The sequence below is a fragment of the Arthrobacter sp. D1-29 genome (assembly GCF_054130585.1).
The window spans coordinates 3,219,389-3,242,731 of the sequence record NZ_CP096383.1 but is presented as its reverse complement, the minus strand read 5'-3'; the positions used below and the strand labels follow the sequence as shown (position 1 = coordinate 3,242,731).

The window sequence follows — 23,343 nt, the reverse complement described above, 5'->3', positions numbered from 1 at the left end:
CAGCCAACGCCCAAGCGATGAAGCGGTGGTTGGGAAAGTCCGAAACAGCCATCGGCAACCACAGCGACCGCCTGAATGCCATCAATATTTTCCCTGTTGCCGACGGCGATACCGGTACCAATCTCTACCTCACCGTTCGGGCAGCAGCCCAGGCCGTCCATGCGTCTGGCGCTGGGCACGCCAGTGCCGGACAATCCGCCGCCGGGCACGCCAGTGCCGGGCAAGCTGCCGCCGGGCAGGCCGACGTCGGGGCTGTCCTTGCAGCGGCCGGGCAGGCTGCCATGGAGCAGGCCCGGGGAAACTCCGGCACGCTGTTCTCGGTTTTCCTGTGCGCCGCGGCTGAGCCGTTGGCAGGCCATACCCGGCTCACGTCCACCCTGCTCGCCGCAGCCCTGAACCGCGCACAGATCCGCGCCTGGTCCGCCCTCAGCGATCCCGTTCCCGGCACCATGCTCTCCGTGATGGAGGCGGCGGCCCGCGCCGCAGCCTCCGTCGATGCCGGTCAGAACGGCGACGACAGCAACCACGCCCTTGGCCTGGCGCTCGATGCCGCGGTTGAAGGGGCCCTGGCCGCGGTAATCCGCACTGAAGGGCAGCTGGACGCCCTGCAGGCCGCGCACGTTGTGGACGCCGGCGGGGTGGGCATGCTCCTGATCCTGGACTGCCTCCGGTCGGCTGTGCTGGGGGAGGAGCTGCAAAGCGAACTCCTGGACGGCCTGCACGGCTACGACGTCCAGGATCCGCACATCCACAATGACATGCCGGACGACGACGGCGTGGAAGTCATGTGCACCATCAGCCTCTCGCCCCTCAATGCGGCCACACTCCGGCAGCGCCTGGACGAGATCGGCGAGTCCGTCATCATGAGCCAGGTTGGCACTGCCGCTGATGCCGAGGGCAACTACCGCTGGCGGGTCCATGTCCACGTTCCGGACCCCGACCCTGCGGTCCGGCTCATCCGCTCCCTCGGGGACCCCAGCCACATCACGGTCAGCGAACTCGCCCTGCCCCGCGACTCCCAAGCAGACCCGGTGGACATCAATGGGCATGAGCGCTGAACTTGACCTGGGCCTTGAACGCCGGATCGGGAAGCGGTCCGCTGCCGTCATAGAGAAGCATCTTGGCCTGACCACTGTGGGCGAGCTCCTGAACTACTTCCCGCGCCGCTACCTGAGCCGGGGTGAACTGACACCCATCAACGAGGTTCCGCTGGACGAGGAGGTCACGCTGATCGCCCGCGTGCTCTCCAACACCACCCGCTCCATGCGGGCACGGCGGGGAACAATTACCGACGTCGTTATTTCCGACGACGACGGTAAGGGAGGCCTCCGGCTGGTGGGAGGCAGTGACTACCGCGGCAAAGTCCCCGGAACCCTTAAGGTCAGCTTCTTCAACGGATACCGTGCCAAGGCTGAGCTCCTGCAGGGACGCCGGGCCTTGTTCTCCGGCAAGGTCACCCGGTTTGGGGGCTCCCTGGGGCTGACCAACCCCGATTTCCTCCTCCTGGACGAGGACCCTTTCACTCAGGGAAAGAATCCGGAGCAACTGGCGGCCATGCCCATCCCGATCTACCCGGCCACGGCAAAGCTAACCAGCTGGTCCATCCAAAAGGTCATTTCCACCCTGCTCGAAACAGTGGACCTGGGCACCCTCCCTGATCCCATCCCCTCCGCTGTTTCGGCCCGGGAGAAATTCCTGCCGGTGGCCGAGGCCTATCGGCTCATCCACGCACCAGAGACGGACAACGACTGGCAGCGGGCCCGGGACCGCTTCCGGTACCAGGAAGCCCTGGTCCTGCAGTCTGCCCTGGCCCGGCGGCGCGCGCAATGGGCAGCCGAGGAAGCCACAGCGAGGCGTCCCGTTCCCAACGGGTTGCTCACGGCGTTCGATGCCCAGCTGCCCTTTACCCTGACAGCAGGGCAGGCAGCCGTGGGAAAAACCCTCTCAGCTGAACTGGCGCAGGACCATCCCATGAACCGCCTGCTGCAGGGCGAAGTGGGTTCGGGAAAAACCATCGTGGCGCTCCGGGGCATGCTGCAGGTGGTGGATGCCGGCGGGCAAACAGCCCTGCTTGCACCCACTGAGGTGCTCGCGGCCCAGCACTTCGAATCGATCCGCCGCATCCTGGGCCCCCTGTCCCGGGACGGTCTGCTGGGTGGCTCCGGTACAGGTTCAGCCGGTGAGGCCGTGCAGGTCACACTGCTCACCGGGTCCCTCCCCACCGCACCCCGCAAGCAGGCCTTGCTGGACGCCGCCTCGGGCACGGCCGGGATTGTGATCGGAACCCACGCGCTGCTCAGCGACAACGTCTCCTTCTATGACCTGGGCCTGATTGTGGTGGACGAGCAGCACCGTTTCGGCGTGGAGCAGCGCGACGTCCTGCGGTCCAAGGCCAGCAAACCGCCGCACCTTCTGGTCATGACAGCCACCCCTATTCCGCGGACGGTGGCCATGACGGTCTTCGGCGACCTCGAAACGTCGGTGCTGGATGAGCTTCCGGCCGGCCGGGCGCCCATTTCCACCCATGTGGTGGGGCTCGCCGAAAATCCCGGCTGGGCGGGCCGTATCTGGTCCCGCTCCCGTGAAGAGATAGACGCCGGGCACCAGGTTTATGTGGTGTGCCCCAAGATCGGAACGGACGACGACGGCGACTTCAGCCCGGGGGAGGCCGAACCTTCCGCCGCTGACCTGGCCGGCGACGGAGCCGGGCGTGAACTCGCGTCGGTGACGTCCGTCGTCGAGCATCTCCTCCAGGAACCGTCCCTTGCAGGGGTGCCGGTGGCAGCGCTTCACGGCCGGCAGGACCCGGCGGTCAAATCGGCTGCCATGGCCGATTTCGCGGCGGATCGGACCAAACTGCTGGTGTCCACCACAGTGATCGAAGTGGGAGTTGACGTCCACAACGCCACCTTGATGGTCATTCTCGACGCCGACCGCTTTGGCATCTCCCAGCTGCACCAGCTGCGTGGCCGGGTTGGCCGCGGCGGCCTGCCTGGAACGTGCCTCCTGGTCACAACACTTGAACCCGGCCACCCGAGCCGGCGCAGGCTGGACGCCGTAGCGGCCACCACCGACGGGTTCGAGCTCTCGCAGGAAGACCTGAAACTCCGGCGCGAGGGCGACATCCTCGGCGCGTCGCAGTCAGGTGGCCGTTCCACGCTGAAACTGCTCCGGGTGCTCGAACATGAGGACATCATTGCCCGCGCCAGGGAGGACGCCCAGGAGATTGTGCGCTACGATCCGGCACTGTCACTTCACCTGCGGCTGGCCCAGGCCATCGACGAGTATTTGAACCCCGAGAAGGAGGCGTTCCTTGAACGTGGTTAGCGCGGCAGCACCGCAGGGAACAGCTGGGACATCAGGAACAGCCAGCCAGTGTGACCGGACTGCAGGGGCACAGCCGTGAGCCGGATCATCGCAGGCGCGGCCGGCGGAACACCGCTGGTGAATGTTCCAGGTTCGCTCACACGTCCCACCACGGACCGTGTGAAGGAGGCGCTGTTTTCCCGGCTTGACGCTTTCGGAATCATTGCCGGTTCCCGCGTCCTGGACCTTTACGCGGGGTCCGGGTCACTCGGCGTGGAAAGCGGCAGCAGGGGTGCCGCCGCGGTTGACCTGGTGGAGTTCGATGCCAAGGCCAGTTCCGTCTGCCAGCGCAATGCTGACCTGATCAACGGTGTGCTCGGGCGGAAGGCTGTGACGGTACACCGGTCCCGGGTTGAGTCCTTCCTCGAACGCGCCACACCTGACATGCATTGGGACCTCGTGTTCCTGGATCCCCCCTACCCGCTGGACGAAGCTGCCCTCTCAGGAGTCCTTGACAAGCTCTCCGTCCACCTGGCGCCGTCCGCCGTGGTGGTGGTGGAGCGGTCCTCCCGTTCGCCGGAACCAGGCTGGCCGGACGGCATGGAACGCTTTGCCGAGAAGAAGTACGGGGAGACCAGGCTTTGGTATGCCGAGCCCTCCGTGCCTGACGTTATTGAGCTGGACGAGCCCTTTGACGAGCTGAGGTCAGCAGACGGGGAAGGTTGAAGCAGGGGCGCCCGGAAGCGCACGGCAACTCAACCGGCTAAAACGTCCAGGTCCACCCCGGCAAGGACCCGTCCCGGGTGCGGGCCACGGGCTGCCAGTTCGGAGGTCCAAGCGCCGGGCCAGGATTCCTGGGTTCCGGCAAGGATGATGCTGCCGGGATGGCGGCCGGCAAACATGCCGGCTTCGGCGAAGGCCGCAACATCGGCCATGGCGAGGCGCAGTGCGGCCACCTGGCTCCGCACCAGGGTGAGCCCCGGTTCGTCGCCTACGTTCACGATGAGCAGTCCGTGCGGAGCAAGCCGCGCACGGGCCTCCAGGTAAAATTCCATGCAGGCGATATGTTCCGGCGCCTCCGGCCCAGAGAAGATATCCAGGATGACGACGTCGAAGAGCAGTCCCGGCTCCAGTTCCGTCAAGGCATCGCGGGCGTCTCCGATGATGGTGTGCAGGACCGTTCCCTCCGGCAGGGGGAGCTGCTGCAGGACAAAATCCAGCAGTTCCCGCTCAAGCTCCACCGCATACTGGAGCGATCCGGGCCGGGTGGCCTGGATGTAGCGGGCCAGGGTCAATGCGCCCGCCCCGAGGTGCAGGGCGGTGATTGGCTGCCCCTCCGGAGCTGCCAAGTCCACCAGATGGCCGATCCGGCGCAGGTACTCGTAAAAAATTTCTTCGGGACGGGCAACGTTCACGTGGGACTGCTCTGCGCCTCCGATGCTGAGGATGTACGCACCCTCCACCAGGGCATCAGGCTCAATAGTGGCGTGCTGGCCCGTGGTCCGCAGGAACCGTGTGGACCGTCTGGACTGTCCCAAGATGCCCGCCATCACAGTTTTCCGCTCAGGGTAGACAGCCGGGCGGCTGCCTCCTCCAGCACCTCCACTTTTTTGCAGAAGGCGAACCTGAGCAGGCTGCGGGTGCGTTCAGCGCCTTGCGGGTGGCAGAACACGGGCACCGGGATGGCGGCCACCCCCACCAGCGACGGCAGCCTGCGGGCCAGGTCAACGGAGTCATGGATGCCCAGGGGTGCTGTGTCCACGTTGACGAAGTACGTCCCTTGCGGTGTAAATACGTCAAAACCGGCGGCGCGCAGGCCTTCGCTGAGGATGTCGCGCTTGTGCCGGAGTGTGGTCCAGATGCCGTGATAGAACTCGTCAGGCAGGTTCAGGCCGGTGGCGATGGCTGCCTGGAAGGGCGTCCCGGAGCTGTAGGTGAGGAATTGCTTTACGGTGCGGATCGCCGAGACGAGCTCTTCAGGGCCGCTGAGCCAGCCGATCTTCCATCCGGTGAAGGAGAAGGTTTTCCCTGCCGAGGAAATGGTCACCGTCCGGTCCGCAGCGCCGGGCAGGCCTGCCACCGGTATATGGCTGACGCCGAAAGTGAGATGCTCATACACTTCATCGGTGACGATGAGGCAGTCATGCTTCCGGGCAAGGTCGACCACCCGCTGCAGGACCTCGCGCGGGAACACCGCGCCGGTGGGGTTATGTGGATTGTTCAGCAAAACCACCTTGGTGCGGTCACTGAAGGCCGCCTCAAGGGCGTCCATGTCGGGAAAGAACTCCGGAGCCAGCAACGGCGCGGTGACATGGGTGGCGCCCGTTAGCCCGATGACGGCACCGTACGAATCGTAAAAGGGTTCGAAGGTCAGTACTTCGTCGCCGGGCCCGGCAAAGGCCAGCAGGGACGCCGCAATGCCTTCGGTGGCGCCGGTGGTGATGATGACCTCGGACTGCGGGTCCGGGGACAGCCCGTAGAAACGCTGCTGATGCGCGGACACAGCCTCCCGGAGTTCCAGCAGGCCCTTGCCGGGCGCGTACTGGTTGGCGCCGGCGGCCACGGCAGCCTGCACCGCCGCCTTGATTTCCGCAGGGCCGTCCTCGTCCGGAAAGCCCTGGCCCAGGTTGATGGCTCCCGTCTGCACGGCCAGCGTGGTCATCTCTTCAAAGATGGTGACGCCCAGCCCGCCGTCCGGCCCCAGCAGGTTGGCGCCCACGGCAGCACGCCGCCAGGGGGCCATGGCTGTCGCGGTGAACACTTCCCTTGGTGCGTGCATCCAGTCATGGTATCCCGGCCTCCGGATACGGTAGGTTCGGAGCATGAGACGTGCTGTCTGCCCCGGATCCTTTGACCCCATCCACAACGGCCATCTCGAGGTTATTGCGCGTGCCGCAGGCCTTTTCGATGAAGTCATCGTTGCCGTGTCCACCAATATTGCGAAGAAATACAGGTTCAGCCTGGAGGACCGGATCGACATGGCACGCGAAACGCTGGCGTCGCTGAAGGGCATCGTGGTGGAGCCCGTAGGGGAGGGGCTCCTGGCGGAATACTGCCGGCAGCGGGGTGTTTCCGCCATCGTAAAGGGACTGCGGTCATCTTCGGATTTCGATTATGAACTTCCCATGGCCACCATGAACCGCCAGCTCAGCGGAGTGGAAACTGTCTTCCTGCCGGCCGAATCCCACTACCTGCATCTGTCATCAACGCTGATCAAGGAAGTGGCGGGCCTGGGCGGCAGCGTGTCCGATTACGTGCCCCGCTCCGTACAAAAGAGGCTGCTGGGTGGCGAGTCGGCGCCCGATCAGCGGGCGAGAGGGTAGGCTTGTCCGGTACTTCGGCGCGTATCGCCGGCCTGGTTTGAGTCCTCGCGGTTCTTCAGGCTAAGATAATACGTCGGTCATATGTTCAACAGGAGTTCTCATTAAACGAGATGCTAGTTCGCCCTTGGCGTTCGACGTCAAGGACCTTGGGCGTAGCCCGGGAAGTATGCGGACACTGACGGAACATGTACCCGCACCAAGTGACCTTGGTGTGGCACTCATTGGCGTGCAGGAAGGCTCGGACATCGGGCTGGATCTGCGGCTTGAGGCCGTACACGAAGGAATTCTGGTATCAGGAACCGTGATTGCCCATGTAACCGGCGAATGCGGACGATGCCTGGATCCCCTTGCGTATGACCTTGAGGTCAATGTGCAAGAACTTTTCTTCTATGAAGGCGTCCTGCTTTCGGATGAAGAAGATGATGAAGAGCAACGTCGAGTCGAGCACGATGTAATCGATCTTGAACCGGTGTTGCGGGACGCAGTCATAACCATGCTGCCGTTCCAGCCGGTGTGCCGGGAAGACTGCCAGGGCCTTTGCTCCGAATGTGGAGTTCGCCTGGAAGACGAGCCGGGGCACCACCACGAGGTCTTGGATCCTCGCTGGGCTGCCCTAGCTGATATGGCTAAGCCTGACCGGCAAAATTGATTTGTACGTGTTTGTCTAGAGAGAAATGAGTTAGCCGTGGCTGTTCCCAAGCGGAAAATGTCTCGCTCGAATACCCGCGCCCGCCGCTCCCAGTGGAAGGCAACTGCCCCCCACCTGGTGAAGACCATTGAGAACGGCCAGGTTACCTACAGCCTGCCGCACCAGGCAAAGGTCGTTACCGACTCGGCTGGCACTGCGCTGTTCCTTGAGTACAAGGGCCGCAAGGTCGCGGACGTCTAATCGGCCATTCAGGCTGACATGATGTCTTCAACTGAAGAGCTTCTGAAGCGTCTCGGTGTCTCCATTGACGCCGGGACGCTTCGTCTTGCGCTCACACACCGTTCCTACGCCTACGAAAACGGCGGCATCCCCACCAATGAGCGCCTCGAATTCCTGGGCGACTCCATCCTGGGGTTCTCCGTCACGGATGCCCTGTACCGGGATAATCCAACGCTGCCCGAAGGTGACCTGGCAAAGCGTCGTTCCGCCGTGGTCAGCACCCGCGCCCTGGCCGGCATTGGCCGCAGCCTCGGCATCGGCGACTACATCTACCTCGGGCAGGGCGAAAAGCTCACTGAAGGCAAGAACAAGGCCTCGATCCTGGCAGACACCATGGAGGCGCTCATCGGCGCCACCTATGTCTCCAATGACATCGAAACCGCACGCCAGCTGGTGATGCGCCTGATCGGCCCGCTCCTGAAGGATGCCGGAGCCCTCGGCGCCGGGACGGACTGGAAGACCAGCATCCAGGAGCTGGCAGCCAGCCGGCAGCTTGGCAGCATCCACTATGGAGTGGAGGGATCCGGGCCGGACCACGCCCGCATCTTCACGGCAGTGCTGTCCATTGGGGGCACGGCGTACGGCAGGGGATCCGGCCATTCCAAGAAGGAAGCCGAACAGGTGGCTGCCGCCGACGCGTGGCAGACCCTTACCGGGGCTCCCGGTGCCGTGGTTTCAGGCGATTCCGCCGATTCCGCCGATTCCGCCGCCAGCGTCTAGGCGCCGCAGTGCCCGAACTGCCGGAGGTGGAAGTTGTCCGCCGCGGACTCGTGAACTGGGTCAGCGGCCGGACCATCACCGCAGTGGACGTTGTGGACCAGCGGTCCATCCGGCGGCACGCCCTCGGCCCGGAAGACTTTGCCGGCAATCTGGCGGGGGCCACTGTCCTGGACGTAGTGCGCCGCGGGAAATTCCTGTGGATGCCGCTCATCGACCCTGAATCGGCTCCCGCCGCTGCGGCTTCCCCGCATGCGGAGAGCGCACCTTCCGGCCCGCGTCCCGCCGTCGCCCTGATGGCACACCTGGGCATGAGCGGCCAGCTCCTGATGCAGGACAGCACGGTTCCTGACGAGAAGCACCTTAAGGTCAGGCTGCACCTCAGCCCGCGGGATGGCATGCCGGACCAGCTCCGGTTCGTGGACCAGCGCATTTTTGGCGGCCTGTTTGTCACGTCCATGATTCCCACGGATGACGGCGGCCCCGGAGGCCTCGCGGAATCCCCTCTTCCGCTGATTGCGGAGGAAGCCGCCCATATCGCCCGGGACCCGCTGGATCCGGCGTTCTCCTTCGACCTGTTCTACAGCAGGCTCAGGAAGCGGAAGACCGGGCTCAAACGTGCCATGCTGGATCAGGGCCTGGTGTCAGGCATTGGGAACATCTACGCCGATGAAGCGCTGTGGCGGGCAAAACTGCATTATGCCCGGCCCACTGACACCCTGCGGCGGGCCGAAGCCGAAAGAGTTCTCGCCTGCGCCCGGGAGGTCATGCTGGACGCCCTGGCCGCCGGCGGGACGAGCTTCGATTCGCTGTACGTCAACGTCAACGGCGCGTCGGGATACTTCGAACGTTCGCTGAATGCCTATGGCAGGGAAGGGCAGCCCTGTCCCCGCTGTGCGGCTTCGGGAATCAGGTCGACCATCCGCCGCGAACAGTTCATGAACCGCTCCTCCTATACATGTCCCGTGTGCCAGCCGCGCCCGCGGAACGGCCGCTGGTAGGAACCGCCCGCCGGAGCAGGGCAAGTCTGCGGATTCTGCGGTTTCCCAATGTGGAATCCGCTGACAGACTGAGGCCATAAACGCGGCCAGGCGCCCTGCCGGAGGGCAGACGCTGCAGCCGTTAGAACTTCCAGTCCATCAGCAGGAACCAGGCAGCCCTTGTACATTTCGATGTCGGACCGCACCGGCGGCCAGAAGGACCGGCAGGACAGTGCGCCGCCCGCCGGGCCGAACGCCATGTTCCGGCTGTCCCCGGTAATCATCTGGCTGGGCATCGTCAGCATGGTGACGGACATTTCCTCCGAGTCTGTCTCAGCCATCCTGCCCCTCTACATCACCGGTTTCCTGGGACTGTCCACCATCGCCTTTGGCATTATCGATGGCATCAACCAAGGAGCCAGCGCCATTGTCCGGATCGGGGCGGGGTGGGTATCGGACCGGACAGGGCATCCCAAACGTGTTGCCGTGGCCGGCTACGGACTGTCCATGCTTGCCCGTATCGGGTTCCTCTTCGCGGGCGGGTTCTGGGCGATCGCCGGGATTGTCACAGGGGACAGGATCGGCAAGGGCATCAGGACGGCACCACGTGACGCCATGATCTCCGAAGCCGCACAATCGGACTACCTGGCACGGTCCTTTGGCGTCCATCGAATGCTGGACAACATCGGCGCGGCCGCCGGGCCCCTGATTGCTTTTCTGGTGCTTTTGGCCATTCCCAACGGCTTCAGCACCGTTTTTGTCGTTTCCCTGGCTTTTTCCGTGATCGGCGTTGCCATCCTGGTGCTGATGGTTCCAGGCCGGGAGCGGCGGGACCGGCGACGCGCCCAGGCCGGCGCCGGACGCCCGCCGCACTCTTTCCACAGGTCAGGACTCCGTTGGCCGGCGCTCCACTGGTCAGGGCTTCGGTGGTCACGGCTGAAGGAGCAGGGGCTGGCCCGGCTCCTGGTCACTGCGGGACTGCTGGGCATCCTGACCATCGGGGACGGCTTCATCTACCTGATCCTGCAGGACAGGGAGTCTTTCGCGGTGCAGTGGTTTCCGCTCCTCTATGTGGGGACCAACGCAGCCTTCCTGCTGTTTGCCGTGCCGCTGGGCAGGCTGGCTGACCGCTGGGGCCGCGTACCAGTGTTCCTGGCCGGCCATCTGGCCCTCCTGGCCTGCTACCTGCTGGCGGCGGTGCCTTTCGGCGGACTGGGGGCCACCGTGGGCTGCCTGATTCTGCTTGGTGTCTTTTACGCAGCGACGGACGGGGTCCTGGCCGCACTGGTCAGCCAGCTTTCTCCGCCTGAAAAGGTAGGCACTGCCCTGGGTGCGGCACAAACAGTGGTGGCATTGAGCCGAATGGCAGCAGCTGCAGGTTTCGGTGTGCTGTGGTTTGCCGTTGGACCGGTGACCGCCGTGGTGTGCGTGGCCGTCCTGCTGGTGGCGGCCTTGGGCGCGGCTGCGGTGCTGATGCGCGGGATGGTCAGGCAGGCTCCAGCATCATGAGCCGCAGTGCAGCGCCGCCTCAGGCAACAGCGGCCCCACCGGGTGAGCCCGCCGTCGCCCCTGCCGGCATGCGGCGGCAATGGCTGATTCTCCTGGCTGTGGTGCTGCTGGCACTTGGAGGTGCCGGTGTCTACGCTGTGTCGGCGCTCCAGGAAGCGAGGACCAGCCAGGACGCGGCGCCGGCCGTGGAAGTGGTCGCCGCCGACGCCCTTCCGGCTGAGCCGTTTGTGATGTTCCGCAACACGGCTGCGGGCCAGGGCTACGGGCAGGCTGCAACTGTCCTGCTGTCAGACCCGTCAGGCCGCCGGGCCCTCAGCGGACACAGTTGCGACAGGGTGTACGCCACCCGGGACCTGGTGAGCTGCCTGCGCACCAGGAACGAAGTGCCCACAAACTTTGAAGCCACCACGTACGACACCTCGTTGGACTCCATGGACTCCTGGGCACTGCCCGGCATCCCCAGCAGGACAAGGATCAGCCCGGATGGCTCCCTGCTCGCTTCCACCGTTTTCGTCACCGGGCATTCCTACGCTTCGGCAGGGTTTTCAACCGAAACCGTGATCCATGGGATGGACGACGGCACTCTCCATGGAAACCTTGAAGAATTCGCACTCATTTCCGGTGGCACGCAAATCAAGGCATCGGACCGCAACATTTGGGGCGTCACCTTTGTCCCTCTTCAGCCTGACGCCTTCTATGCCACAGCCTCCTCACAGGGCAAGATCTGGCTCGTGCGGGGAAGCCTGAAGGACAGGACGCTGATGGTCACCGCCTCAGGCATCGAATGTCCTTCTGTCTCGCCGGACGGTACGCGGATCGCTTACAAAAAAAGCGAGACCGGAACCCTCATGGGCCACCGCAACATAGCCATTCTGGACATTGCCACGGGCGCGGAAACGGTCCTCGCAGAACAACGGGACATCGACGACCAGCTGGAATGGCTCGATGAAAATACTGTTGCCTACGGGGTTCCGCGCGATGGCACAGGCCAGGACAGCGATATCTGGTCCCTTGCCATCGAACCAGGGGGGCAGCCAGCAGTGTTCATCGAACACGCTTGGTCACCGGCCGTGGTCCGCCAATAGGCCGTATCCGCCAGTAGACCTGTTCGGACGCCCCTGCAGGACGGGTACGCTGGTACGGCGGAAATACCCACCAATCGCGCTGCAACACAGTAGATTTGGGGCAGCAGAGCAGCCGCTTCAGCCATTCAGGAGATCCGAAACACCTTGCACCTCAAAAGCCTGACTGTCCGGGGGTTCAAGTCGTTTGCGTCCGCCACGACCTTCGACTTCGAACCCGGCGTCACCGCTGTGGTGGGACCCAACGGCTCAGGGAAGTCCAATGTAGTGGACGCCCTGTCCTGGGTGATGGGGGAGCAGGGGGCAAAGACTCTCCGCGGCGGCAAGATGGAAGACGTCATTTTCGCCGGGACGTCCGGACGCCCGCCCCTTGGCCGGGCCCATGTCTCGCTGACCATCGACAACACCGACGGCGCGCTTCCCATCGAATACAGCGAGGTCACCATCTCGCGCACCCTCTTCCGCACCGGCGGCTCGGAATACGCCATCAACGGGGCCAGCTGCCGGCTGCTGGATATCCAGGAACTGTTGTCCGATTCGGGGCTGGGCCGGGAGATGCACGTCATTGTTGGCCAGGGCCAGCTGGACAAGGTGCTCCATGCCACTCCGGAGGACCGCCGCGGATTCATCGAGGAAGCCGCCGGGATCCTCAAGCACCGGCGGCGCAAGGAAAAGACCGTCCGGAAACTGGAGGCGATGCAGGCCAACCTGCAGCGGCTCAGCGATCTCACCGGGGAAATCAGGCGCCAGCTCACTCCACTGGGAAAACAGGCGGAGGTGGCGCGCCGCGCCCAGCGGGTGCAGTTCGACGTGCGGGATGCCCGGGCCCGGCTTTTGGCCGATGACCTTGTCCAGCTGCAGGGTGCCCTTGACCAGGACGTGGCGGATGAGGCTGCGCTAAAGGCGCGCCGGGGTGTGGTGGAGCAGGAACTTGAGGCAGGGCGCAGGCGGCAAGCGGTCCTGGAACAGCTGGCAGCTGAGGCGACGCCGAGACTCAACGCTGCGCGGGACACCTGGTACCGGTTGTCTGCAGGCCGTGAACGGCTCCGATCCCTGGGTTCCCTTGCCCAGGAGCGGAGCAGATTGCTCGGCTCCGTCAACTCCGAACCCTACTCGGGCCGGGATCCGGAGCAGCTTGAACGGCAGGCTGCCCAGGTGCGGGCAGAATTGGCGGAACTCGAACGCCACATCCTGGACAAACGCAGCGCCCTTGATACGGCAACGGCAGCAAAAATGGAGGCGGAGCAGGCCGCCGTCGCGGAGGAGAAACGCCTCACTGCGGTCCTGCGCGCAGCGGCCGACCGCAGGGAAGGGCTCGCCCGGCTCGCAGGGCAGGTCGGTGCGGCAAGGTCACGGGTGGAATCCGCGCAGGCCGAGCTTGGCAGGTTGAGGGAATCCCTGGCGGCCGGAACCGAGCGCCGCCGGCGGGCGCAGGAGGAGTTCACGGCACTGGAGAGCCAGGTCGCAGGGGTCGAGGAAGGCGAGGAAACCCTCGACGCCGACTACGAGGACGCCAGTGAGGAACTCGACGCCGTGCTCCAGGAGATGAAGGACGCTGCCTCCGCCACGGCTGAGGACGTCCGCGAACGCGATGCCTTGGTGGCACGCAGGGACGCACTGCAGCTTGGACTAAGCCGGAAGGATGGTGCGGAGCATGCGTTGAACTCCGGGCTGTCGGGTGTCGCCGGAACGCTCGCCTCACGGCTCAGCGTTGAGCCGGGATTCGAAACTGCCATTGCTGCCGCACTCGGCGACGCCTCCGAGGCGATAGTGGTGAGGGACCCGGCGGCCGCCGCCGCCGTCGTTCAGCTCCTGAAGGACGACGACGCCGGACGCGCCTCGCTGCTGCTGGAATCGGCAGTTTCGTCCCCAGGACAGAGTGCGGCAGGACAGCGCGCTGAGCAGGAGAACGGCGCGGAGAACGGACCGTTGCCCGCTGGAGCCCAGTGGGCCCTCGACCTCGTCTCAATCTCCGGGGGCGGCGGCAACCCCATCGCTGCCCTGCTCACCGGCGTTGCCGTCGTCGAGGACCTCCAGGCGGCCGGGGCGCTGATTGAAGCCAGGCCGGCACTGACCGCAGTCACCATGGCCGGTGATATTTTCACCGCCCTCACCGTCACTGGTGGTTCCGCGAAGGCGCCCTCGCTCCTGGAGGTGCAGGCCGCCGTCGACGACGCCGAGACCCGGCTGGCCGACGTGACGGCCCGGATTGAACGGAACAGGTTCGCCCTGGCCGGTGCCGAGGCCAGGAAGGCCGCAGCGCAGGAGCGGACGGACGCCGCGCTGGACAGGCTGCACGAATCAGATGCCCGGCTCGCTGCGGTCGCTGAACGGCTCGGTCATCTGAATTCCGTCCTGCGCAGCGCCGTGGGCGAAAGTGACAGGCTGGCCGCCTCCCTGGCCAAGGCGGAGGCCAACGTGGCCACCGAGGAAGAGGCGCTCGCGGCCATCGCAGCGCGGCTCGCAGCCGCGCAGGAGGCTCCCCTGGAGGAGGAACCCTCCACCGGGCACAGGGATGCCCTGGCTGCAGCTGCCGCCCTGGCCCGCTCGGCCGAGATGGAGGAACGGCTGGCGCTGCGGAGCGCGGAGGAGCAGCTGACGGCCACCAGGAACCGGGCCGCCTCCCTGGAACGCGCGGCTGCCACCGAACGCCGCGCCCGGGAGGAGGCAGCAGAGCGGGCGCGCCGCCGCCAGGTCCAGGCGCGGCGGGCAGCGGCAGTGTCGGCTGCTGTCGGGCGAAGCCTCCGGTTCATCGACGTGTCTGTGGAGCTGGCCCGGCATGAACGCGACCTGGCAGAAGAGAACCGGGAAGAGCGGGACCGCGGGCTGGTGGAAACACGGACAGCCAATGACGCCCTCGCCGGCGAACTCGCGGAGCTGACCGACTCGGTCCACCGCGATGAACTTGCCCGTGCCCAACAGCGGGCCCGGATCGAAGCCCTGGAAACCCGCTCCGTCGAGGAACTGGGCATCACCCCGGACATGTTGGTGGCCGACTACGGACCAGACGTACCCGTGCCTGTTCCGGCGGAAGAAAACGCAGACAAGTGGGCGGCCCTCCGGGCGCCGGTTGACGACAGCGGCGCGCCCGTGGTTGAGGGCAGGCCCTTCGTCCGTGAGGAGCAGGAGAAGCGGCTCCGGAAGGCCGAGCGTGACCTCGCCAGCCTTGGCCGCGTGAATCCCCTGGCTCTGGAAGAATTTGCCGCCCTCGAGGAGAGGCACCAGTTCCTCAGCACCCAGCTGGAAGACCTGAAGGCCAGCCGCAAGGACCTGCTGGACATCATCAGGGAAGTTGATGACCGCGTCCAACGGGTCTTCGCCGAGGCGTTCGAGGACACCCAGACGCAGTTCGTCCGGGTCTTCGCGAGGCTCTTCCCCGGCGGGGAGGGCCGCCTTGTCCTGACTGACCCGTCGGATATGCTCACCACCGGCATCGAGGTGGAGGCGCGGCCCGCCGGCAAGAAGATCAAGCGGCTTTCACTGCTGTCCGGCGGGGAACGCTCCCTCACCGCCGTCGCGCTGCTGGTTGCCATTTTCAAGGCGAGACCCTCGCCTTTCTACGTCATGGACGAGGTAGAGGCTGCCCTTGACGACACCAATCTTGGCCGGCTGATCACCATCTTCGAGGAACTCAGGGAATCAAGCCAGCTGATTGTCATTACCCATCAGAAGCGGACCATGGAAGTCGCTGACGCGCTGTACGGCGTCACCATGCGCGGAGACGGTGTCTCCACGGTCATCAGCCAGCGGCTGGGCGCGGACGTGTAGCTCCCTCGGTAGCAGCTCCGTTAACCGTTAGGGTGTGCCAGCTGCCGTGGAAGGCCGGAAAACGCCTGCCGCCTTTGTGAGAAGCTAGGGGAGTGAATGACATCCTCCCTATTATTCTGTCCATTGTTGCTGCCCTGGCGGTTCTTGGCGGGCTGATTCCTGTCCTGATGAAGACACGGAAGAACATCACCCAGTACCCCGGCACGCGCGACGCCAATGATCCCGCGACCCAGCAGGGCGGCGGCACGCTGCTGGAGGACGCGCCGCCGGCGACTGTCGAGCGCAAGGCGCCTGCCGGCGTCGACATTGAGGACCTGGAGACTGCTGACGTACCGGATGATGCAGCGGGCCTGGAAACCATCCAGGTTGAAACCCCCCTTCCGGTGGCCGGCCGGCTCACCCGCCTGCGCGAGCGGCTGGTCCGCTCCAACAACATCCTGGGCAAGGGACTCCTGGCCCTGCTGTCGAGCGACAAAATTGATGAAGACGTCTGGGACGAGGTGGAGGAGACGCTGCTGCTGGCGGATCTGGGAACCGAACCCACCATGCAGCTGGTCGACGCCCTGCGGGAGCGCGTGAAGGTGCTGGGCACCCGGACCCCCGAGCAGGTCAAGGCGCTGCTTCGAGAAGAGCTGATCAAGCTCGTGGATCCCACCATGGACCGCCGGCTGCACATTGACCGGCACGCCGCGACGCCCGCAGTCATGATGGTGGTGGGTGTTAACGGGGTTGGCAAAACAACCACCGTAGGCAAGCTCGCCCGCGTCCTGGTGGCTGAGGACAAGGACGTCCTCCTGGGCGCGGCGGACACCTTCCGCGCCGCCGCCGCCGAACAGTTGGCAACGTGGGGCCAGCGCGTCGGGGTCCCGACGGTGAAGTCCGACGTCGATGGCGCCGATCCGGCCTCTGTCGCCTATGAGGCTGTTAAGGCAGGCATCGAGCAGGAAGTCGACGTGGTGATGATCGACACCGCCGGCCGCCTGCAGAACAAGGTGGGCCTGATGGACGAGCTTGGCAAGGTCAAGCGGGTCATCGAAAAGCTCGCCGAAGTGGACGAGGTGCTGCTCGTTCTGGACGCCACCACAGGCCAGAACGGACTGAACCAGGCGCGTGTGTTCTCCGAGGTGGTCAACATCACTGGCATTGTGCTGACCAAGCTGGATGGCACGGCCAAGGGCGGAATCGTTGTTGCCATCCAGAACTCGCTGGGCGTTCCGGTGAAGCTGATTGGCCTGGGCGAGGGCGCCGACGACCTCGCTCCCTTCGAGGCGGAAAGCTTTGTGGACGCGCTGCTGAACTGATGCTCAGCGCTTGGGCTTCAGCGTCTCCGGTGTGGCGGTCCACGCCGCAGCGGCAAGGACCAGCACGCCGCCGGTCACCCCGAACGCCCAGCCGTATCCCAACTGGTCCGCGAGAATGCCGGCCAGGACAGGGCCGGCAATAGCGCCGATGTCGGAAGTCATCTGGTAGGCAGCGAGCACCCGCCCGCCCGAGCGTTCGGAGCCGATGATGTCGGCCACGGCAGCCTGCTGCGCCGGACCCAGGATGCCGGCGCCAATTCCGGCCACAGCCGAGGCCGCCAGGAAGTACGCCAGGTCAGAGGTGAATCCGATGGCTGCTGTGGAGATTCCGGTGACCAGCAGCCCTGACACCATCATGGGGCGGCGGCCCATGCTGTCCGCCAGGCGTCCGGAGAACGTCAGGGCTACCGCGTTGCCGGCCGCGAACACAGCCAGCGCCAGGCCGGCGGCTTCAGGGCCGGACCCCAGCGCCGCAACGGCAAACAGCGGAACCGTGGCCATCCGCACGCCAAAAGTGGCCCAGCCGTTGGCGAAGCTGGAGATCAGCGACGAGCGGTAGGCGCCCACCCTCAGGGCCTCGCCGAACCGCATCTCCGGCGCCCCGGTCCCGGAAGCCCCGGTACCTGCGGGCCGGTGGCTGAGCTGGGTCTGGACCACGGCTGCCGCCAGCACCAGGGCCGCCGCGTAAGCCAGGAAAGGCACGCGCAGGCCGAATCCTGCCAGCATGCCGCCCACGATAGGACCGCACACGTTGCCGATCAGGAAGGCGCTCGCATACGCCCCGGACACCCTGCCGCGGCTTTCAGGCGGAGCCAGCCGGACCACCAGCGCCATGGAGGCCACGGTAAACATCACCGAGCCCACTCCGCCAAGGCCACGGAAGACCAGCAGCTGCCAGTAGTCCTGGGCAAAGGCGCACGCCGCGGTTGAAGCCGCCACAATCAGCAGCCCGCCCACGTAGACCGGCCTTTCGCCAAGCCGGCCGATCAGGGCCCCGCCGGCCGGCGCGAACACCAGGCGCATCATGGCAAAGATGCTCACGATGACCGCCGCTGCGGTGGCACCCACATCAAAGGTTGTGGCGAATTGCGGCAACACGGGTGCAACAAGCCCGAATCCAAGGGCAATCAGGAACGCTGCAACCAGCATCACCTTGATGTCGCGCGGCAGCTTTGCCCGCTGCGGGCGCAGGATGGCGAAAATCCGCGCTGTGGCGCCGCTCACACGGGCTGTGGCAGTCATGGTGCAGGTGTCCTTGCAGTTGTGGTCATTGGGTGCCGGGGGAGCGCTGAAACATAACCGTAACAAGCCAGATATGCACCATTTACTTCCTAGAGGTTCTTGTAACAAGCCAGCAATCTAAATCCTCCGCACGCGAAACACGGCGCGGACAAAATCTTTACAGAACGCAAACGGCGTTGGCAGGCGGATGATTCCGCAGTATCGATCATAGGGAGGACGTGCACCATGGAACTTACCGCAGGTCACGTATGGCTCATGGTGGCGGCGGCACTCGTGCTGTTCATGACACCGGGTCTGGCATTTTTCTACGGCGGCATGACGCGCGCCAAAGCGGCACTGAACATGATGATGATGAGCTTCATCTCCATCGGCATCGTGAGTGTTGTCTGGGTGCTCTGGGGTTACTCCATGACTGGCGGTGAAGGCTTCCTGCAGATGGTCGGGAACCCCTTCGCGAGCTTCGGCCTTGAGGGCGTCAACACGGCAGAGTCGCCGGAAGGCCTCATCCTTGTGGGCTACGGCGCAACCTTCGCCATCATCACCGTGGCCCTCATCAGCGGTGCCATCGCGGACCGCGCCAAGTTCGGCGCCTGGACCGTGTTCGTGCCGGTATGGGTAACACTTGTCTACTGCCCGCTGGCCTACATGGTCTGGGGCGGCGGCCTCTTCGGTGCGGAAGGCGCTATCGGCCAGGCCCTCGGCCCGGCCATCGACTTCGCCGGCGGTACCGTGGTCCACATCAACGCTGGTGTGGCCGCGCTGATCCTCGTCCTGATCATTGGCAACCGTAAGGGCTTCGGCAAGGACCCGAACCACCGCCCGCACAACATCCCGTTCGTCATGCTCGGCGCGGCCATCCTCTGGTTCGGCTGGTTCGGCTTCAACGGCGGCCTGGCCGCTACCGCTGAGCAGGGTGGCCTGATCTGGGTCAACACCCTCGCAGCACCTGCCGCAGCCATGATCGGCTGGCTCATTACCGAACGAATCCGCGACGGCCACCCGACGTCCCTGGGCGCAGCCTCAGGTGTGGTCGCCGGTTTGGTTGCCATCACCCCCGCCTGTGCAAACGTCAGCCCCCTGGGTGCCCTCGGTCTGGGCCTCATCGCCGGTGCAGCATCGGCCCTCGCAGTCGGACTCAAGTTCCGCTGGGGCTTCGATGACTCCCTGGACGTTGTGGGTGTCCACCTTGTGTCCGGCATCATCGGCACCGTAGCCCTTGGCTTCATCGCACTGCCTGAGGAAGGCGTCGGCGGCGGCCTCTTCTACGGCGGCGGCTTCACCCAGCTCTGGGCCCAGCTCGCAGCAGCCGGCATCGCCATCGCGTACTCTGCGATCCTGACGGCCCTGATCGCCTACGCCATCCACAAGACCATGGGCTTCCGCGTTTCGCAGGAGCAGGAAGCGGTTGGCGTTGACCTTAGCCTGCACGCAGAGACCGCCTACGAGTTTGGTGTTGGCGGCCACGGCGGAAGCTTCCAGCCGCTGCACGAACTGATCACCGGCAAGGCACAAGAGGCCGCACCGTCTGAGGCCAAGACTGACGCCAACAAGACGGAGCCGGCAGCAGGCAAGGAAAGCGTGGGGGCATGAAACTGATCACAGCAATCGTCAGGCCGGAGAAGCTCGAAGCCATCCGGGAAGGCCTGGAGGCATACGGCGTCCAGGGACTGACGGTCAGCGCGGCCAGCGGCTACGGCAGGCAGCGCGGCTACACGGAGGTTTACCGTGGAGCTGAATACAACGTGGACCTCCTGCCCAAGATCCGGGTCGAGGTGCTGGCCACCGACGAGCAGGCCGATGACATCCTGGATGTGATTATCGCCAGCTCCAACACCGGGCGTGCCGGCGACGGCAAGGTCTGGACCGTGGATGTTTTCGAAGCAGTGAGGGTGCGTACGGGAGAACGCGGCACCGCCGCCATCTAGTCCGCCGCACACCAAACGCCATACAGCACTAGAGCAGAGCGGGCAGGAAATCCTTGAAGGGTTTCCTGCCCGCTCTGCTTTTTGCTGCTCTGCTCTTTTGACACCCTGCTTCTTTGTGTTCAGTCCTGTTCTGCTGAACCTGACCAGCCCGCCGGCCCCGCGGACCCGGCGTCGTACTCCTCCAGCGGTACCGTGCCCCGCGACCAGGCCTTCAGGACGGGCTCAACGATCCGCCAGCAGTCCTCTGCGGTGTCACCGCGGACGGACAGCAGCGGGTCTCCACTCAGCACGCCCTCCAGCACTTCGCCATAGGGGAGGAGATCGGAGGCGCTGAGCTCGGCATTGAGGGTGGTGCGGCCCAGGCTGAAAATGTCGCCGGGGCCGTTCACATCGACGTCGAACTGCAGCGTGTCCGGGCCGAAGCCGATTCGCAGCTGGTTGGGCGAGTCCACGCCCGTGAACCCGGCCGGCAGGTGGGGGACCGGGCGGAAGGTGACCACTGCCTCCTTGCGCTTCCGGCCCAGGGCTTTCCCGGAGCGCAGGATGAAGGAAACGCCTTTCCAGCGCCAGTTGTTGATTTCCACCTGGACTTCGGCCAGGGTCTCGGTGCCCCTGGCCGCGTCCACACCCTCTTCGTCGGCGTAATCGGGGATTTTCCGCCCCGAGACAGTGCCCGCCGTGTACCTTGCCCGGCGGGTGGATTTTGCGTAGGGGGCGCTGATACTGCTGGCGCGGAGCACGGTGGAGATGGCGTCCCGCAGGTCCCGCTCGCCGATGGTGGCCGGCGGTTCAATGGCCATCAGTGCCATGATTTGCAGGAGATGGCTCTGGATCATGTCCCTCAAGGCCCCGGCGCCGTCGTAGTAACGGGCGCGTCCTTCGAGGGCCAGGTCTTCGTCGAAGATGATTTCCACCTTCTCTACGTGCTCCCTGTTCCAGACCGGCTCCAGGAAGTTGTTGGCAAACCGAAGGCCCAGAATGTTGAGCACCGTGGCTTTGCCCAGGAAGTGGTCCACCCGGTGGATGTGGTCTTCAGGCACCAGGGACGCCAGGGTCTCGTTGAGGGAACGGGCCGATGCCTCACCCGATCCGAAGGGCTTCTCCATGACCAGGCGCGTGCCTGCCGGCAGCCGGCCGCCGCGCCGCAGCGCCTCGCAGGCAAGCTGGCTGACCCGCGGCGGCAGGGCGAAGTAAACTGCGGCGGGACCGTCCAGGCCCGCCACCAGCGAGGCCAGCGGACCCTCCGCGGTGACGTCCACCTGGTGGTAGGTGGTTTCTTTCTCGATGGCCGCCAGGGCCCTCTGCCCCGCCTCGTCCGCGGACCCCGCTGCCTCCGCGAAGGCGTTGTGGACCCGGTCCCGCCACTGTTCCGGAGTCCAGGGGTCGGAGCCGGCCCCCACCAGGTTCAGGCCTCCGGCACGGCCGCTCGCCAGCAGGCGGGCGAGGCCGGGCAGGAGCAGCCTTCCGGTCAGGTCGCCTGAAGCGCCGAGGATGAGCAGGGTTTTTACAGTTGTTTGGCTCGTCACCTTGCCAGCATGCCACCATGCCGGGCTGACTTGGTACCCTAGATAGTCGAGTCCCGTACATCCACTGAAAGAAGTGCACGGCGCGTGTTCAATTCACTCTCTGACCGGTTGACAGCAACCTTCAAGAATCTCCGTGGCAAGGGCCGCCTCACCGAGGCCGATGTCGACGCCACAGTTCGCGAGATCCGCCGCGCCCTCCTGGATGCCGACGTTGCCGTTCCGGTGGTGCGTGAATTCACCGGCCGGGTACGGGAACGCGCCCTGGGTGCAGAGGTTTCCGGGGCCCTGAACCCCAGCCAGCAGATCGTCAAGATCGTTAATGAGGAACTCGTTGAGATCCTCGGCGGCGAGACCCGCCGCATCCGGCTGGCCAAGAACGGGCCCACCATCATCATGCTCGCCGGCCTCCAGGGCGCCGGCAAGACCACCCTTGCCGGCAAGCTGTCCAAGTGGCTGAAGTCCCAGGGACACAGCCCCATCCTCGTGGCCTGCGACCTCCAGCGCCCCAATGCCGTCACCCAGCTCCAGGTAGTGGGCAAGCGCGCCGGCGTGCCGGTCTTCGCCCCGCACCCCGGCGCCACGTCCGAACTCGAGCATCCCGCGGGCGATCCTGTCGCCGTCGCCCGTGCAGGTGTTGAGGAAGCACGCCAGAAGCTGCACGACGTCGTGATCGTGGACACCGCCGGCCGTCTCGGTGTGGATGCCGAGATGATGGAGCAGGCGCGCCAGATCCGCAAGGCAATCGTCCCCAACGAAGTACTCTTCGTCATCGACGCCATGATCGGCCAGGACGCGGTCAACACCGCGATGGCCTTCGATGAAGGCGTCAACTTCACCGGCGTTGTGCTGTCAAAGCTCGACGGCGACGCCCGCGGCGGTGCCGCGCTCTCCGTTGCGTCCGTGACCGGCAAGCCCGTGATGTTTGCGTCCACCGGCGAAGGCGTGGACGACTTCGAACTCTTCCACCCGGACCGGATGGCCTCACGCATCCTGGACATGGGCGACGTCCTGACGCTCATCGAGCAGGCCGAGAAGTCCTGGGACAAGGACGAAGCCGCCCGGATGGCGAAGAAGTTCGCCGACCAGGAGGACTTCACCCTTGATGACTTCCTGGCCCAGATGCAGCAGATCCGCAACATGGGCTCCATGAAGAAGATGCTGATGATGATGCCTGGTGCGCAGAACATCCGCCAGCAGCTTGAGCAGTTCGACGAACGCGAGATCGACCGGGTCGAGGCCATCGTCCGCTCCATGACGCCGCACGAGCGCGTCGCCCCGAAGATCATCAACGGCTCCCGCCGCGCCCGCATCGCCCGCGGTTCGGGTGTGCATGTTTCAGAGGTCAACGGCCTCCTGGAACGCTTCGCCCAGGCCCAGAAGATGATGAAGAAGATGGCACAGGGCGGCGGCATGCCCGGAATGCCCGGTATGCCGGGAATGGGCGGTCCGGGCGGCGGCAAGAAGGCTGTCAAGAACGCACCGAAGAAGAAAGCCCGCTCCGGAAACCCGGCCAAGGCAGCCCAGGAACTCCGGGAAGCTGAAGCACGCCGGGCAGGTGCGGCGAAGGCGCTTCCCACCGGTGCGGCGTTCGGCCAGCAGTCCGGGGACTTCGATCCGTCCCAGCTCAACCTGCCCAAGGGCTTCGACAAGTTCCTCGGCAAGTAACCGAAGCCTCCACTAGGCACCCCAACTGGGTCGCAGTTAACGCTCCGAAACGCGCGTTTCGGAGCGTTAAC

General features: G+C 65.3%; 19 protein-coding genes. 15 read left to right on the top strand and 4 right to left on the bottom strand.

Annotation, left to right across the window (positions count from 1 at the left end):
• The first annotated feature begins 17 nt into the window (after positions 1 to 17).
• The 3 genes from M1E17_RS14660 to rsmD all read left to right on the top strand — a co-directional run bounded on the left by M1E17_RS14660 (position 18) and on the right by rsmD (position 4,032).
• Positions 18 to 1,058, top strand: coding sequence for a DAK2 domain-containing protein (locus M1E17_RS14660; protein WP_457967770.1), 1,041 nt, complete (start codon positions 18 to 20; stop codon positions 1,056 to 1,058).
• Positions 1,048 to 3,327, top strand: a complete 2,280-nt coding sequence (locus M1E17_RS14655) for an ATP-dependent DNA helicase RecG (RefSeq protein WP_457962721.1) — start codon at positions 1,048 to 1,050, stop codon at positions 3,325 to 3,327. The genes M1E17_RS14660 and M1E17_RS14655 overlap by 11 nt, the downstream gene beginning before the upstream one ends.
• A 75-nt stretch (positions 3,328 to 3,402) precedes the next feature.
• Positions 3,403 to 4,032 carry a 16S rRNA (guanine(966)-N(2))-methyltransferase RsmD gene (gene rsmD / locus M1E17_RS14650; protein WP_457962720.1) on the top strand — a complete coding sequence of 210 codons (630 nt, stop codon included), beginning with the start codon at positions 3,403 to 3,405 and terminating at the stop codon, positions 4,030 to 4,032.
• A 29-nt stretch (positions 4,033 to 4,061) separates the two neighbouring features.
• Here rsmD and M1E17_RS14645 read toward each other — a convergent pair whose 3' ends face one another.
• Together M1E17_RS14645 and M1E17_RS14640 are read right to left on the bottom strand one after the other, a co-directional pair.
• Positions 4,062 to 4,844 carry a spermidine synthase gene (locus M1E17_RS14645; RefSeq protein WP_457962719.1) on the bottom strand — a complete coding sequence of 261 codons (783 nt, stop codon included), beginning with the start codon at positions 4,842 to 4,844 and terminating at the stop codon, positions 4,062 to 4,064.
• An 11-nt stretch (positions 4,845 to 4,855) separates the two neighbouring features.
• On the bottom strand, positions 4,856 to 6,085 hold the full coding sequence (locus M1E17_RS14640; protein WP_457962718.1) for an aminotransferase class I/II-fold pyridoxal phosphate-dependent enzyme: 1,230 nt from the start codon (positions 6,083 to 6,085) through the stop codon (positions 4,856 to 4,858).
• A 43-nt stretch (positions 6,086 to 6,128) separates the two neighbouring features.
• Here M1E17_RS14640 and coaD point away from each other — a divergent pair, with 43 nt between their 5' ends.
• The 9 genes from coaD to ftsY all read left to right on the top strand — a co-directional run bounded on the left by coaD (position 6,129) and on the right by ftsY (position 16,914).
• On the top strand, positions 6,129 to 6,629 hold the full coding sequence (gene coaD, locus M1E17_RS14635; RefSeq protein ID WP_267275458.1) for a pantetheine-phosphate adenylyltransferase: 501 nt from the start codon (positions 6,129 to 6,131) through the stop codon (positions 6,627 to 6,629).
• Positions 6,630 to 6,753: 124 nt separating this feature from the next.
• Positions 6,754 to 7,278 (top strand): YceD family protein, encoded by a 525-nt coding sequence (locus M1E17_RS14630; protein WP_457962717.1) that lies wholly within the window; start codon positions 6,754 to 6,756, stop codon positions 7,276 to 7,278.
• Positions 7,279 to 7,314: 36 nt separating this feature from the next.
• Positions 7,315 to 7,518: a 50S ribosomal protein L32 gene (gene rpmF, locus M1E17_RS14625; RefSeq protein ID WP_003806041.1), complete on the top strand. Its 204-nt coding sequence runs from the start codon at positions 7,315 to 7,317 to the stop codon at positions 7,516 to 7,518.
• A gap of 21 nt (positions 7,519 to 7,539) precedes the next feature.
• Complete coding sequence (gene rnc / locus M1E17_RS14620) at positions 7,540 to 8,277, top strand: ribonuclease III (RefSeq protein ID WP_457967769.1); 738 nt, start codon at positions 7,540 to 7,542, stop codon at positions 8,275 to 8,277.
• Between the two features lie 8 nt (positions 8,278 to 8,285).
• Entirely contained in the window at positions 8,286 to 9,275 is a 990-nt protein-coding gene (gene mutM / locus M1E17_RS14615; protein ID WP_457962716.1) for a bifunctional DNA-formamidopyrimidine glycosylase/DNA-(apurinic or apyrimidinic site) lyase, read from the top strand.
• A gap of 159 nt (positions 9,276 to 9,434) precedes the next feature.
• Positions 9,435 to 10,763 (top strand): MFS transporter, encoded by a 1,329-nt coding sequence (locus tag M1E17_RS14610; RefSeq protein WP_457962715.1) that lies wholly within the window; start codon positions 9,435 to 9,437, stop codon positions 10,761 to 10,763.
• The gene (locus M1E17_RS14605; protein WP_457962714.1) at positions 10,760 to 11,848 is read left to right on the top strand and encodes a hypothetical protein; all 1,089 of its coding nucleotides are present in this window, start codon (positions 10,760 to 10,762) and stop codon (positions 11,846 to 11,848) included. The genes M1E17_RS14610 and M1E17_RS14605 overlap by 4 nt, the downstream gene beginning before the upstream one ends.
• 144 nt (positions 11,849 to 11,992) lie before the next feature.
• Entirely contained in the window at positions 11,993 to 15,613 is a 3,621-nt protein-coding gene (gene smc / locus M1E17_RS14600; RefSeq protein WP_457962713.1) for a chromosome segregation protein SMC, read from the top strand.
• A 92-nt stretch (positions 15,614 to 15,705) separates the two neighbouring features.
• On the top strand, positions 15,706 to 16,914 hold the full coding sequence (gene ftsY / locus M1E17_RS14595; protein ID WP_457962712.1) for a signal recognition particle-docking protein FtsY: 1,209 nt from the start codon (positions 15,706 to 15,708) through the stop codon (positions 16,912 to 16,914).
• A gap of 3 nt (positions 16,915 to 16,917) precedes the next feature.
• On the opposite strand, the gene M1E17_RS14590 is transcribed toward ftsY, so the two are convergent.
• A complete protein-coding gene (locus tag M1E17_RS14590) occupies positions 16,918 to 18,156 on the bottom strand; it encodes an MFS transporter (RefSeq protein ID WP_457962711.1) in 1,239 nt (412 codons plus the stop codon).
• A gap of 225 nt (positions 18,157 to 18,381) precedes the next feature.
• On the opposite strand from M1E17_RS14590, the gene M1E17_RS14585 reads away from it, so the two are divergent.
• Together M1E17_RS14585 and M1E17_RS14580 are read left to right on the top strand one after the other, a co-directional pair.
• Entirely contained in the window at positions 18,382 to 19,746 is a 1,365-nt protein-coding gene (locus M1E17_RS14585) for an ammonium transporter (RefSeq protein WP_457962710.1), read from the top strand.
• Positions 19,743 to 20,081, top strand: a complete 339-nt coding sequence (locus M1E17_RS14580) for a P-II family nitrogen regulator (RefSeq protein ID WP_267275449.1) — start codon at positions 19,743 to 19,745, stop codon at positions 20,079 to 20,081. The genes M1E17_RS14585 and M1E17_RS14580 overlap by 4 nt, the downstream gene beginning before the upstream one ends.
• Before the next feature lie 119 nt (positions 20,082 to 20,200).
• Here M1E17_RS14580 and M1E17_RS14575 read toward each other — a convergent pair whose 3' ends face one another.
• Positions 20,201 to 21,607: a glucose-6-phosphate dehydrogenase gene (locus M1E17_RS14575; protein WP_457962709.1), complete on the bottom strand. Its 1,407-nt coding sequence runs from the start codon at positions 21,605 to 21,607 to the stop codon at positions 20,201 to 20,203.
• An 84-nt stretch (positions 21,608 to 21,691) separates the two neighbouring features.
• Here M1E17_RS14575 and ffh point away from each other — a divergent pair, with 84 nt between their 5' ends.
• Positions 21,692 to 23,272 carry a signal recognition particle protein gene (gene ffh, locus M1E17_RS14570; RefSeq protein WP_457962708.1) on the top strand — a complete coding sequence of 527 codons (1,581 nt, stop codon included), beginning with the start codon at positions 21,692 to 21,694 and terminating at the stop codon, positions 23,270 to 23,272.
• The last annotated feature ends 71 nt before the right edge of the window (positions 23,273 to 23,343 follow it).

Coding starts and splice junctions, on each gene's coding strand:
- M1E17_RS14585 (WP_457962710.1), top strand. CDS start 18,382: ATGGAACTTACCGCAGGTCACGTATGGCTCATGGTGGCGGCGGCACTC.
- rnc (WP_457967769.1), top strand. CDS start 7,540: ATGTCTTCAACTGAAGAGCTTCTGAAGCGTCTCGGTGTCTCCATTGAC.
- coaD (WP_267275458.1), top strand. CDS start 6,129: ATGAGACGTGCTGTCTGCCCCGGATCCTTTGACCCCATCCACAACGGC.
- M1E17_RS14655 (WP_457962721.1), top strand. CDS start 1,048: ATGAGCGCTGAACTTGACCTGGGCCTTGAACGCCGGATCGGGAAGCGG.
- M1E17_RS14580 (WP_267275449.1), top strand. CDS start 19,743: ATGAAACTGATCACAGCAATCGTCAGGCCGGAGAAGCTCGAAGCCATC.
- M1E17_RS14590 (WP_457962711.1), bottom strand. CDS start 18,156: ATGACTGCCACAGCCCGTGTGAGCGGCGCCACAGCGCGGATTTTCGCC.
- M1E17_RS14605 (WP_457962714.1), top strand. CDS start 10,760: ATGAGCCGCAGTGCAGCGCCGCCTCAGGCAACAGCGGCCCCACCGGGT.
- M1E17_RS14640 (WP_457962718.1), bottom strand. CDS start 6,085: ATGCACGCACCAAGGGAAGTGTTCACCGCGACAGCCATGGCCCCCTGG.
- M1E17_RS14660 (WP_457967770.1), top strand. CDS start 18: ATGAAGCGGTGGTTGGGAAAGTCCGAAACAGCCATCGGCAACCACAGC.